The 12331-nt window shown below is 69.0% G+C and carries 12 protein-coding genes and 1 pseudogene; 8 read left to right on the top strand and 5 right to left on the bottom strand.

What is annotated here, in order from left to right; translation table 11 throughout:
* Window positions 1–37: 37 nt before the first annotated feature.
* A complete protein-coding gene (locus GO999_RS04265) occupies window positions 38–574 on the bottom strand; it encodes a hypothetical protein (RefSeq protein WP_019718352.1) in 537 nt (178 codons plus the stop codon).
* A gap of 296 nt (window positions 575–870) precedes the next feature.
* Here GO999_RS04265 and ypfJ point away from each other — a divergent pair, with 296 nt between their 5' ends.
* On the top strand, window positions 871–1758 hold the full coding sequence (ypfJ, locus tag GO999_RS04260) for a KPN_02809 family neutral zinc metallopeptidase (protein ID WP_019718351.1): 888 nt from the start codon (window positions 871–873) through the stop codon (window positions 1756–1758).
* A 4-nt stretch (window positions 1759–1762) separates the two neighbouring features.
* Here the strand turns inward: ypfJ and GO999_RS04255 are convergent, their stop codons facing one another.
* Window positions 1763–2509, bottom strand: a complete 747-nt coding sequence (locus GO999_RS04255) for an SDR family oxidoreductase (RefSeq protein ID WP_211906571.1) — start codon at window positions 2507–2509, stop codon at window positions 1763–1765.
* A gap of 149 nt (window positions 2510–2658) precedes the next feature.
* Here GO999_RS04255 and GO999_RS04250 point away from each other — a divergent pair, with 149 nt between their 5' ends.
* The 4 genes from GO999_RS04250 to GO999_RS04235 all read left to right on the top strand — a co-directional run bounded on the left by GO999_RS04250 (window position 2659) and on the right by GO999_RS04235 (window position 7693).
* Window positions 2659–4131 carry a DNA-3-methyladenine glycosylase 2 family protein gene (locus tag GO999_RS04250; RefSeq protein ID WP_071011409.1) on the top strand — a complete coding sequence of 491 codons (1473 nt, stop codon included), beginning with the start codon at window positions 2659–2661 and terminating at the stop codon, window positions 4129–4131.
* The gene (locus tag GO999_RS04245) at window positions 4128–4685 is read left to right on the top strand and encodes a methylated-DNA--[protein]-cysteine S-methyltransferase (RefSeq protein ID WP_069079106.1); all 558 of its coding nucleotides are present in this window, start codon (window positions 4128–4130) and stop codon (window positions 4683–4685) included. The genes GO999_RS04250 and GO999_RS04245 overlap by 4 nt, the downstream gene beginning before the upstream one ends.
* Before the next feature lie 93 nt (window positions 4686–4778).
* A complete protein-coding gene (locus tag GO999_RS04240; protein WP_211906570.1) occupies window positions 4779–5711 on the top strand; it encodes a DMT family transporter in 933 nt (310 codons plus the stop codon).
* A gap of 656 nt (window positions 5712–6367) precedes the next feature.
* The gene (locus GO999_RS04235) at window positions 6368–7693 is read left to right on the top strand and encodes a HipA domain-containing protein (RefSeq protein WP_028853544.1); all 1326 of its coding nucleotides are present in this window, start codon (window positions 6368–6370) and stop codon (window positions 7691–7693) included.
* A gap of 16 nt (window positions 7694–7709) precedes the next feature.
* On the opposite strand, the gene GO999_RS04230 is transcribed toward GO999_RS04235, so the two are convergent.
* Together GO999_RS04230 and GO999_RS04225 are read right to left on the bottom strand one after the other, a co-directional pair.
* Window positions 7710–7982: a hypothetical protein gene (locus GO999_RS04230; protein ID WP_011002426.1), complete on the bottom strand. Its 273-nt coding sequence runs from the start codon at window positions 7980–7982 to the stop codon at window positions 7710–7712.
* 98 nt (window positions 7983–8080) lie between these two features.
* Window positions 8081–9097, bottom strand: coding sequence for a TRAP transporter substrate-binding protein (locus GO999_RS04225; protein WP_019718345.1), 1017 nt, complete (start codon window positions 9095–9097; stop codon window positions 8081–8083).
* Between the two features lie 182 nt (window positions 9098–9279).
* On the opposite strand from GO999_RS04225, the pseudogene GO999_RS04220 reads away from it, so the two are divergent.
* Together GO999_RS04220 and GO999_RS04215 are read left to right on the top strand one after the other, a co-directional pair.
* A pseudogene (locus tag GO999_RS04220) lies at window positions 9280–9690 on the top strand (hypothetical protein); the annotation flags it as partial.
* 130 nt (window positions 9691–9820) lie between these two features.
* Complete coding sequence (locus GO999_RS04215) at window positions 9821–10624, top strand: transporter substrate-binding domain-containing protein (RefSeq protein WP_011002429.1); 804 nt, start codon at window positions 9821–9823, stop codon at window positions 10622–10624.
* A gap of 34 nt (window positions 10625–10658) precedes the next feature.
* Here GO999_RS04215 and GO999_RS04210 read toward each other — a convergent pair whose 3' ends face one another.
* A complete protein-coding gene (locus tag GO999_RS04210) occupies window positions 10659–11465 on the bottom strand; it encodes a hypothetical protein (RefSeq protein ID WP_011002430.1) in 807 nt (268 codons plus the stop codon).
* Window positions 11466–11883: 418 nt separating this feature from the next.
* Here GO999_RS04210 and GO999_RS04205 point away from each other — a divergent pair, with 418 nt between their 5' ends.
* Complete coding sequence (locus GO999_RS04205; protein WP_011002431.1) at window positions 11884–12126, top strand: hypothetical protein; 243 nt, start codon at window positions 11884–11886, stop codon at window positions 12124–12126.
* Window positions 12127–12331: the final 205 nt, after the last annotated feature.

The raw sequence follows: 12331 nt of genomic DNA, 5'->3' as shown, positions 1-12331 counted from the left end.
TCCGCGCCCCCCTTCACGCCCGCGCGCACCGGAAGCTTCAGCTACCGGCGTACCAATGCGAGTCCCACGCATCTGCCCGGCGCACATGCCGCGTCCACGCCCGGTGATGCCGCCGCGACGCGGCCGCGCGCCCGGGCGCCGGGGCCTCCTCCGCCGTCTCCGCTTGGGCCGCGGTGCGGGCCGATGCGGTCGGCACCTGCGCATACACGCGCGCGTCCATGCGATCCTGCGCGGCGGATACCGCATCGGGCGCACCCACCGCGCTGGGGCTGACCGCCGTGGCCGCCACGTTGGCCGCATCCTTCGCCGCCGAGGGCGTGCGGGCCATCAGGTGGTCCAGCCACGGCGCATGCGCCATGCCGATGTAAATGGCACCCCCCACGGCAATCAGCACGGGCGCCACGCTCAGGAACGTGCCGGAGAACAGCCGCCGCATCGCGCGGCGCCAGCGTGATCCCGGCAGCGCATCGGCTACCGCTGCCGGCGTCTCGGCGGCATCGCTCGCCGGCTCGGCAAGTCCCGACATCTCCGCCGGATCGGACGGATGGGCAGTGGGCGAAGCAGGCAGGCGCATGGGAGAACTCGACTGTGATTGCATGGCAGACGCAAGGGTCTCGCCAATGTGATGGCGGTCGCGCATGACGCGTGCGTGAGGCGCCATGACACGGCGCGGGCAGCTTCGCTCAGCAAGTTTCCTGCCGGGCCTGGCGCACCGCGGCCAATCGGGCCAGTCTCGATGGATCCGGGCGTCCGTGGCACGCGCAGACATTTTTCCGGACGGCCGGCATGCGCGGATGGCACGAGGCCGGGTAGACTTTGCAAAGTTTGCCGGGTGCAACACCCGGGGGTCTGCGCAGCAAGGAGAGAGACGTGCGTTGGGATGACATGCGCGAAAGCGAGAACGTCGAGGATGATCGCGCATCCTCGAGTGGCGGCGGCTTCGGCGGCGGGGGGATGCGCCTGGGCGTGGGCGGCATCGCGCTGGTGGCGGTGGTCGGCCTGCTGATGGGCAAGAACCCGCTGGAAATCCTCGGCATGGTGATGCAGGTGTCGCAGAACGCGCCCGTGCAGAGTGCACCGCATGGCGCCACGCGGCCCACCGGCGAGACCGACAACGACCACAGCAAATCAATGGTGAGCCACGTGCTGGGCGACACCGAAGACACCTGGTCGCAACTCTTCAAGCAGGCCGGCCGCGCCTATCAGCCGCCCAAGCTGGTGCTGTTCCGCCAGGGCATCCGCTCGGGTTGCGGCGACGCCACTTCGGCGGTCGGCCCGTTCTACTGCCCGGCCGATACCAAGGTCTACCTGGATCTCGGCTTCTTCGACGAACTGCGCCGCCGCTTCGGCGCGCCGGGCGACTTCGCGGCCGCCTACGTGGTCGCGCACGAGGTCGGCCACCATGTGCAGAATCTGCTCGGCGTCTCGGAGAAGGTCAGCCGCGCGCAGGCCGGCCAGTCGCAGCGCGTATCGAACGCGCTGTCGGTCAAGCTGGAACTGCAGGCCGACTGCCTGGCCGGCGTGTGGGGCCACTACGCGCAGCAGCGCGGCCTGCTCGAGCGCGGCGACCTGGAACAGGCCCTCACCGCCGCGCACGCCATCGGCGACGATACCCTGCAGCGCAACGCCGGCCGCAGCGTCGCGCCCGATGCGTTCACGCACGGCACCTCGGAACAGCGCATGCACTGGTTCCGCCAGGGCTTCGACGGCGGCGATATCCGGCAGTGCGACACCTTCCGCGCCGGGGCCGATGCCTGACGCGTCAGCGCCCGCCTGAGCAGTCCAGCAGCGCCCCCGTCACGTACGACGCCGCATCCGACAGCAGCCAGACGATGGTCTCGGCCACCTCCGCGGCGGTGCCGGGCCGGCCCATCGGCGTGGCGGCACCCAGGCGCTGGGCACGATCCGGCTGGCCGCCGCAAGCGTGGATCTCGGTGTCGATCAGGCCGGGGCGCACCGCGTTGACGCGCACACCCTCGCGGCCCAGTTCGCGCGCCAGGCCCAGCGTCATGGTGTCCACCGCGCCCTTGGAGGCGGCGTAGTCGACATATTCGTGCGGCGAGCCGAGCCGCGCCGCCGCCGAAGACACATTCACCAGCGCACCGCCCGCGCCGCCGCGCGCGGTCGACAGCCGCCGCGCCGCTTCGCGCGCCACCAGGAACGCGCCCAGCACATTGATCTCGAATATCGCGCGCAGCCGCTGTGCGCTCATGTCGGCCACGTCCTGCGCGGGCGCCACGATGCCGGCGTTGTTGACCACACCGTGCAGCGCGCCGAAGCGGTCCTGCGCCGCCTCGAACAGCGCCATCACATCCGCCTCGCTCGACACATCGCCCTGCACCGCCAGCAGCCGGCCGCCGGCCTGCTCGACGAGGCCCGCCGTCTCGTCGGCGGCCTGCCGGTTGCCGCGATACTGGATCGCCACGGACCACCCGCGCCGCGCGCACAGAACCACCGTGGCGCGGCCGATGCCCCTGCTGCCGCCGGTGATGACGATGGTCTTGGACATGCGCCGCTCCCGAAGTGGTGTCGAACCCGCATTGTGCCTGCCGCGGCCGCCTTCCGAGGGCGGCGTGTGACCGAGGGAAATGTCCGAATCCGGCCAACGCGATGCGCGCGCCGGGACTACACTGGGCCGCGAATCCACCGGCCTTCACCATGCACCTCGACCCCGACGCCTGCTACCACGCCGTGCAATCGCGCGACCGGCGCTTCGATGGCTGGTTCTTCGTCGGCGTCACCTCCACCGGCGTCTATTGCCGCCCGATCTGCGCGGTGCGCACGCCGCTGCAGAAGAACTGCCGCTTCTTCGCCTCCGCCGCCGCGGCCGAGAAGGCGGGTTTCCGCCCGTGCCTGCGCTGCCGCCCCGAGCTGGCGCCGGGCCACAGCCTGGCCGAGATGTCATCCAGCCTCGCCCGCGCCGCCGCGCGCATGATCGACGAAGGCTTCCTGCAGCAGCACGATCTGGCCGCGCTGGCGGCAGCGGTGGGCGTGACGGATCGCCACCTGCGCCGCATCTTCCGCGCCGAATTCGACGTCTCGCCCATCGAGTACGCGCAGACGCAGCGCCTGCTGCTCGCCAAGCGGCTGCTGACGGACACCGCCATGCCGGTCGGCGACGTCGCATATGCGGCCGGCTTCGGCAGCGTGCGGCGGCTCAACAGCGGGTTCGCCGAGCACTACGGCTTCGCGCCGACACGGCTGCGCACCCGCGCCGCACCGGTATCGCGCGGCGACGACGGCGCCACGCTGATGCTGGGTTACCGCCCGCCCTTCGCCTGGCACGCGCTGCTCGACTTCCTGCGCGCGCGTGCCGTGGACGGCGTCGAGGTGGTCGACGCGCACAGCTACGCCCGCACCATCGCGCTCGACTATGCCGGCCGCCGTCATGCCGGCTGGCTGCACGCGCGCGACGTGCCGCAACGGCATGCGATCGCGCTCACGCTGTCGGCCAGCCTGGTGCAGGCGATGCCGCCGGTCCTGGCCCGCGTGCGCCGCCTGTTCGATCTCGATTGCCGGCCCGACCTGGTCGACACGCACCTCGGCACGCTTGCCGCCGGCACGCCCGGCCTGCGCGTGCCGGGTGCGGTGGACGGCTTCGAGATCGCCGTGCGCGCCATCGCCGGGCAGGTCGTTTCGCTAGCGCGGGCGCGGCGCATCCTGGCCCGCCTGGCGGCCGCCTATGGCACGCCGCTGGCGCAGCCGCGCGCCGGATTGCCGACCGCCTTCCCGTCCGCCACCGCGCTGGCGAGCGTGGACCCGCAGGCGCTGTCCGGCGAAACCGGCCTGCAGGCCAGCCGTGCCGCCGCCGTGGTGGAAATCGCCCGCGCCATCGACGCCGGCCGCCTGCGCCTGGAACCGCTGGTGCCGCTCGCGCCCACGCTGGCGGCGCTGCAAGCGCTGCCCGGCATCGGCGAATGGACCGCGCAATACATCGCCATGCGCGCGCTGGGCTGGCCGAATGCGTTTCCGCTGGGCGACTACGTGCTGCGCAAGCGCCTGGCCGATCACGATGGCACGCTGCCGACACGCCACGCCATGGCCACCCGGGCGGAAGACTGGGCGCCATGGCGCGCCTATGCCGCCATGCACCTGTGGCACCGCGACGATGCCCTGGCTCCGACCCCATGACCGCCATGCTCCGCCTCACCTTCGCCGGCCCGCTCGGCGACCTGCTGCTGATCGCCACCGACACCCACCTGACCGGCGCGTTCTTCACCGGGCAGAAGACGATCCCGGCCAACGCGCACCAGCTGCGCACGGGTGCCGACGCCGCCCTCCTCCTCGAGGCCCAGGCACAGTTCGAAGCCTATTTCGCCGGCCGGCTACAGGTGTTCGACCTGCCGATGGCGCCCGCCGGCACGCCGTTCCAGCACGACGTGTGGCGGCAGCTGTGCGCGATCCCCTTCGGCGAGCGCTGCACCTACGGCCAGATCACCGCCCGGCTCGGACTCGCCCGTGAACATGCGCGCGCGGTCGGCACCGCCGTCGGACGCAACCCGATCTCGATCGCCATCCCGTGCCATCGCGTGGTCGGCGCGGATGGCTCGCTGACCGGCTATGCCGGCGGACTACCGCGCAAGGCCGCGCTGCTGCGGCTGGAAGGCCATCCGGCACAGGTCGGCGCACGGCTGCCGATGCCGGCCGATCCGCGCCAGGCCGCGCTGGCGCTCGCGCCTGCATGAATCGCGGCAAGCGCGGACAATGCTGCCTGCCGGCTCCGCACAGGGACACCGACCACCCGTCGGCCCCGTTCGCACAACCATAACGAGACCACCATGCGCCGCTCCGATGCCATCGAACTGCTGATACTGGCCGCCCTGTGGGGCGGCTCCTTCCTCTTCATGCGCGTCGCCGCGCCGCCCTTCGGCCCTGTCGCGCTGATCGCGCTGCGGGTGGCGATCGCCTCCGCCTTCCTGCTGCCGGTGCTGGCCATGCGCGGCGGCCTCGGCGCACTGCGCCCGCACTGGCCGCACCTGCTGGCGGTGGGCGTGCTGAATTCGGCGGTTCCCTTCTGCCTGCTCGCCTATGCCGAGTTGACGCTGACGGCAGGCTTCACCTCCGTGCTCAACGCGGCCGCGCCGCTGTTCGCCGCCATCGTCGCCTTCGCCTGGCTGGGCGAGCGGATGTCGGCGTGGCGCGTGCTGGGGCTGGCGATCGGCTTTGTCGGTGTGATCGTGCTGGTGGGCGGCTCGTCGGCCCTGGATGCCAGGCAGGGCGGGCGGGCGGTGGCCGCCGCGCTCGGCGCGACCGTGCTGTACGGCCTGGCCGGCAGCTATGCCAAGCGCTACCTGACCGGCGTGCCGCCGCTGGCCGTGGCAACCGGTAGCCAGATCGCGGCGGCAGTCGTGCTGGCGCCGCTGGCGGTATGGCTGTGGCCGGCGCACACGCCCACCGGCAGCGTCTGGCTCCATGTGATCGGCCTCGGCATCGCCTGCACGGGGATCGCCTATATCCTGTTCTTCCGGCTGATCGCGCATGTCGGCCCGACGCGCGCCGTGTCGGTAACCTTCCTGGTCCCGGTATTCGGCGTGCTGTGGGGCATCCTGTTCCTGAGCGAGCAACTGACGCTGAACATGGTGGCCGGCTGCGCGGTGATCCTGCTGGGCACGTCACTGTCCACCGGCGTGCTGGCCTCCGGCAGGCGCGCGGCCGCCGGCACGGGCAGCGGTGCCGACGACAAGGCGTCACCGCTGCGCTCGGGCCGCTGAGGACGACGCCGAAAGCCGCCCGCCGGCCGGGCACTCAAGGCCGGCGGAACACGCCGCCAGGACAGCCCTCGCCCACCCGGCGATGTCCCGTCCCCGAACGCGGCAAATGCGACCGCCCCGCTCGGCCGGATATATATTGGAGGATTGCCGCCCCGCTATCAGCCGACCGGCGACAAACCGGTCGTTAAATCCGCAGATGCGCTTGCCGACTCCCAGCGTTATTGCATTGCCGACATGCACATATCCAGGACATCGGGACCTCCTTTCGGAGGATATGACAATCGGTTTCAGCCCATTTTACGAAACCGGATTGTAAAAAAAACCCACGCCCCGTAGCAGCGCGAAAAACCTTCCATGGCGGTATTTCGCGGATTCCCGGATGATTTAACAATCCATACAGACAGAATTAAGGGCAATAAAGCCCACTTCACAATTTTCGATTTTAGCGACCCGATAATCCGACTTCAGAAACCTGCATCACCGAAATGCGGTTTTATCGGGTTATATGTTGATTTTCTTTGTTATGCTCGGGCCTCGGTCGATGAGGAGCGTGCAAGGGATGCGCCGCGGTTCGCCTGACAGCATCCCCGTTGCGGACGCAAGCGCTGCAGCACAGCCGACCATGCACGCTCCAGTCAAATTCGTTGAACACGCGCATGCTGGACGTCTACCTGAACAAGCACCTGATCGGTCAATTGTCGTGCGGCCGCAGCGGTTGGGCGTTCCGTTACGATCCGCGCTGGCAGAGCGCTTCCCATGGTTTCGACCTGACCCCGACGTTGCAACGCAGCGCCGGTGACATCGCCGATACGGCCAAGGCACAGCCGGTACGCAACTTCTTCGAATACTTGCTGCCCGAATCCGCCCGTGTCGTACCCAAGGCCGCCACCGCCGCGCTGGATCACCTCGCGGAACACGCACCGAACCTGGATGGCCCGCTGACACTGGTCCCCATCGGCCACAAACCCATCAACGGCCACGCCGACGGCCTGACCGAGCGCGACCTCGTCATGCAATTCAAGCAGAGCGTGAGCCGGACCGGCCCCGCCATACCGCTGCACGTGGCCGAGCCTGTCGCGCGCTACGGTACGTCGCCGGAAGACGAGGCGATCCGACTGCCCTTTCTCTCATCCAACGGCCTGCCGGTATCGATGTGGCTCGGGCGCTTTGCCGCTCCGGCCAATGCCGCGCAGTCGAGCCATTTCGTGCGGCTGGACCTCGGCGAAGACGCCAGGCTGCCCTACGCCACCATCAACCATTGCTGGGCCACGCTGCTGGCCCGCAGCATCGGGCTGGAGACACCGTTCCTCGGCCTGCGCCAGTTTCCGGAAACGGCCGCGGTGGTGCAGCGGCTGGACCGCACGCTGCGCTGCAAGAGCGACGACACCGCGCTCATCCAGGCACGCTACGTGGTCTCTGCGGTGCAGTTGCTGGGCCTGAGCCCGAAATACCGTTTTCTGCCGATCACCGTCGAGCAGGTCGCCGAGTGCGCGCGCCTGTGCGCTGACGTGGCCTCCACCACCGCCTCGCTGTTCCGCTGGATGGTGTTCTGCCTGCTGATCGGTGGCCGCAACGCCTCGGCGGGCACGCTGCATTTCCATGTCGGGCCCGATGGCATCCGGCTGGCCGCGCATGATCACCTGTTCTGTGCAGCGGTCTATGCGAACGAATGGGACGCCGATGCGCTGTCGTCGCTCGACGGCGAGCGCGCGTCCGATGTGCAAGCGCGCTACGAGGCCATCGACCAGGACGCGCTGCTCGCGCTGGCCGACCATCTCGGCTACGACGCCACCCAGGCGCGCCGCGAAGTGCTGCGCCTGATCAGCATGCTGGCGCCGCAATCGTCGTTCGTGGCGACGCACCTGTCGCAGGCGCTGGGCCACTCGCCCACGCGGGCGGCGGAAATCGACTTCCTGGCGCGCATCCACCGGCATGTGTCGGAGACTGCGCGGCGGCTGGGCGGAAAATCGGCCGAAGTCTGAATTTGCAGCGCCCAGCCTACAGCGCAGCCAGGCTGACGGAACCGTAGCGGACGTAGCCGTAGGCAGCCAGCGTATCCATCGCTTCGGCTTCGGCGCGGGCGAATGCCAGCGCCAGCGAATCCGGGCCGCCTTCACCGGCGGCAAAGGCCTGGTAGGCCTTGAAGGCCGCCCGCGGCGACACGCCGCTGCGGTCGAGCACACCCTGCGCTGCTTCGAGCGCGGCGCGGATCGCTGTTGCCCCGGGCGGGGCATCGCGAAACGAAAGCTGAAGACACGACGTCGGAGTCATTCCGCGCTGCGATCCCAAAGAGCGGCACACCCAGCCCAGTCTAGGAGAGCCCCAAGCCGGTGCCAAGCGGGCTGACGGCCGCTGCCTGCGGCATGCCATCAGCGGGCTCCGTCGCGCTGAAAGCGCTCCAGTGCAGCCGCCGCCGCGGGTCCGGCCTGCCGCTTCCACTCAGCCACGGTCTGTGCGGCGGCGGCCTGCAGCGCACCACGCAGTTCGGGCGACGGCGTCTCCACGATGGCCACATGGTTGTCCTGCATGCGGCGCGTGTTCTCGGCCAGCCGCGTCTGCAGCCGACCCCATTGCTGGAGTTCGGTCATTTCCGCAGCCTGGTCGACCGCGCGGCGCACCTCGCGCGGCAGCGCAGCATAGGCACGGGCATTGACGGTCGCGAACGACAGCGGCATGGCGTAGCCGATGGCGGTGAAGTTGGGCAGCCACGTCCACAGCTTGCGGCCCGCGCCGCCGTCACCGGAGGACAGCACCGCGGTGATGCTGCCGTCGGCCAGGCGCGGCATCAGTTCGGTGAAGGCGAGGTTCTCCGCCTTGGCGCCGGCGGCCTGCATCACATGCTGCGAGGTGGCATCGTAGGTGCGGACCGCCAGCGCGCGCAGCGCCTCGACGCCCGGCACCGGCTGCTTCGACCACAGGCCGGTGGCCGGCCACGGCGTCACGTACAGCAGATGCAGGCCCTGGCGCTCGAATGCCTGCGCATACAGCGGCCGGGCGAGATCGGCCAGCCGGTGCGCATCCTGCGCGGAGGCCGCGACAAACGGCAGCGAAGACAGCGAGAACACCGGATCGATGCCGGCCAGCGCGCCCCCGAACGCATCGCCGGCCTCCAGCCGGCCGTCACGCTGCGCGGTCGGCATGGCGGCCGACTTGATGCCTGCCGCCGCGTCGTAGGACGGCACGATCTCCAGCGCGCCGCCCGTGCGCAGTGCCACTTCGTGCGCGAATGAGGCCACGCCCTCGCCCGGCATGGCGGTGGCCGGATACTCGGTGGCCATGCGCCAGCGCTCGACATCGGCGGCCTGCGCGGCCGATGCGGCGGCCATGGCGCAGGCCAGGATGGCCAGCGCCTGCCGGATGAACGCCCGGCTTCCCTGCAACAACATGGTGATCCCCCGTCTGGTTGGCGGCGCGGTCCGTGCGCGCCGCTCGTGTGCATGAATGGGTGTGCCAGCGAGACGCCTATCCGGGCTGCCCCGGAGGGCACCCGCCGGCATCCGGTGGCATCATCGATTCGCTTGACGAAGCAACAATATCGCATCGACACCATGCGATGCAAGGAGACCCCATGACCACTCGTGCGATCCGGCGCAAGCTGACCGCGCTTGCCTGGCTGCTGGCCGGCACCGCGCTTCCCGCCCTGGCGCAGACGCCGTCCGTCCCCCAGGGAAACACCGTTGCCGCAACCGATGGCGGAATCGACGTCGTGCAGCTCAAGCCGGCGGTCGAAGCCGTGGTCAACGCGGACTACCCGCACCTCAATGCGCGGTGCAAAGACCTGCATACGCATCCGGAGCCGGCCTTCCAGGAAACGCGCACCGCCGCCCGGCTGGCCGCCGAGATGCGCAAGCTCGGCTTCGACGTGACGGAACAGATCGGCAGGACCGGCGTGGCGGCGATCTATCGTAACGAGCCAGGGCCTACCGTCCTGGTGCGCACCGAGCTCGATGCCCTGCCGATGGAAGAAAAGACCGGCGTCGAAGCCATGTCGCTCACGGTGATGCATACGCTGCAGTGGAACAAGGCCGCCGGCCAATCGAGCTAGCATGTGAAGGTGCGTGGCCCGGGTCGAGGCCGCGCCCGAGCCTTTTTCATTGACGGGAGTCCCCATGTTTGTCCGCTTCATCCGCAGCACCGCCCTGCTGCTGTGCGCCTGCGTTGCCGCGCCGGCCCTGGCGCAGGCCACCAACCGCCTCGACGAGATCCTTGCGCGCGGCACGCTGCGCGTCGGCTCCACGGGCGACTACAAGCCCTTCAGCTACAAGACGCCCGGTGACGGCCGCTTCATCGGCCTGGACGTGGACATGGGCGAACGGCTGGCGAAGGCCCTCGGCGTGAAGCTGGAAGTGGTGCCGACCACGTGGTCGACGCTGATGCGCGATTTCGGCGAAGACCGCTTCGACATTGCCATGAGCGGCATCTCGGTGACGCTGGAACGGCAGAAGAAGGCGTTCTATTCGATCCCGTACCAGCGCGACGGCAAGACGCCGATCGCCCGCTGCGAGAACCAGGACAAGTTCCAGACCCTGGAACAGATCGACCGGCCCGGCGTGCGGGCGGTGGTCAACCCGGGCGGCACCAACGAGAAGTTCGCGCGCGAACACCTGAAGCAGGCGCAGATCCGCGTGTATCCGGACAACGTGACGATCTTCAACGAGATCATCGCCGGACGCGCCGACCTGATGATGACCGATGCGGTCGAGACGCGGCTGCAGCAGAAGCTGCATCCGGAACTGTGCGCCGTGCATCCCGACGCGCCGTTCGATTTCTCCGAGAAGGCCTACCTGCTGCCGCGCGACGTGGTGTTCAAGAACTTCGTCGATCAGTGGCTGCGGCAGACGATGGAGAGCGGCGAGTTCGCGCGCCGCTTCGATGCCTGGCTGGCGTATCCGTGGAACGCGCCCGCCAAGTGAACTAAGCCTCGGCGGCCGGGACCGCCCTCCGGCGTCAGTGCAGCGCGGGTTGATTCCCGTGCTGCAGCGCCAGCGCATCGCGCAGCAGCGCATCGGTCATGTCCCGGCCGAGCAGCTCGGGATTGAAGCGCGCGGAGAAACGCGTGGAACACGACTCGACCTGCAGCACGACCTGGCCCGGCGGCAGCAGTTCGATGTCGACGTGAATGTCCTCCTCACCCTCGGTAAAGGAGTGCAGCAGGGTCAGCGCGCGGTAGCCGTCGGCGCGCTCCACGGCGGCCTCCGTCCACGCGGGCGCCAGCACGGCGCAATCCACCAGCATCTCGGGCTCGTCGGGGTGATACAGGTGCAGGCCCATCATGGTGGACGCGGCATTCGCCACGGCGGCCCACTTGGACGTCGGCACCAGGTCGCCCAGCAGGCGGACATCGTCGAGCGCGGCATCGGTCTGCACGAACGCCGCGCCCAGGAAAAAGGCCGTCTCATCGCGGAAGCCGCCGGCGGCCGTGCGGCGCCACAGCCGGTGGCTGCTCTTGGCGCCCAGCACCACCTGCGTCAGGACCTTGGCCGCGCGCGCGCCATCGGCGCCCGACCACTGCGACACCGCGCCGTGCGAAAACAGCCGATCCGCCATCACCAGCCCGACGCCCGGCGGCAGGCAACGCGCCTCCAGCCACCTCGCCAGCGCGTGCACGCCGCTGAACGGCATGTCCGGTCGCCCGATCGCGTGCGCCCTGACGCGCCCGTTCTCGGGCACATGGAACGGTATGGCGAACAGCCTCGCCTGATAGGCGACGCCATCCACCTCGAAACGCGCGATGGAACCGGATGTGTGGGACATGATCGACCTTCCTTGCTGCAGAAGAGCGGCGTGACGCCGCCCGTGCTCCCTACAACGGCTATGGGGTAGAAAAGGTTTAGCCGGAAAAAAGCCCTCTTTCTCGCGCTGTTCTGCGGTTTGCTGTAACGCGCTGCAACAGAATGCGACCCCTTGTCGCTGAATTTTTGCGGGCACGGCAGGTCAGACCTTTCTCCTAAGGGTTCCCACTCGGATCACATTGATGTTGCAAATCAATGACTTGGGTTGGAGAAGCGGTAGACGGCAGGTCACGATTGTTCTTGTTTTTTGAACAAATAGTTTAATTGATCTGCTTTTTTACCATTCGAGCAACGACTAAGCTTTTGTCATCGCGTTACCGCAGTGCAGCAAGCCCCCCTAGCCCTGCAGCGACAACGCCTGGTCCTGAAAGGAGTTCACGATGAAAACCCAACGCCTCATCCTCGCCTCGCTGATCGCCATTGCCGCCGTTCCGGCCTTCGCCGCCGTGCAGAAGACGGATCCCTACACCGATGGCCAGGCCATCACCAAGGCCGACCCGTACACCGATGGCGCACGCGCCGACAAGTCGGACCCCTACACGGACGGCGGTCTGCGCCAGGCGAATCCGTACACCGACGGCCAGCGCACCGCCCCCGCCGACAGGTTCACCGACGGCCAGTAAGCCATCACCCTCTCCCTCCCCGATGCCGGGCGCCCCATGGGCGCCGGTGCCGGATTCAAGGCGACCGTCCCGGCCGCCTTATTTTTTGTCCGCGAGGCACGATGCCCCGGCATGTGCCGTCAGCAGCACCCCTCTGCGGGGTGAGGCTTGGCGCGCGCCCCTCAAGGCCTCGCGGACGCGTCCGATATGAAAGACAGCAGGCATT

Source organism: Ralstonia nicotianae (genome assembly GCF_018243235.1).
Taxonomy (GTDB): Bacteria; Pseudomonadota; Gammaproteobacteria; order Burkholderiales; family Burkholderiaceae; genus Ralstonia; species Ralstonia nicotianae.
Note: the sequence above shows the minus strand (reverse complement) of the source record. Positions and strands in the feature narration are given on the sequence as shown.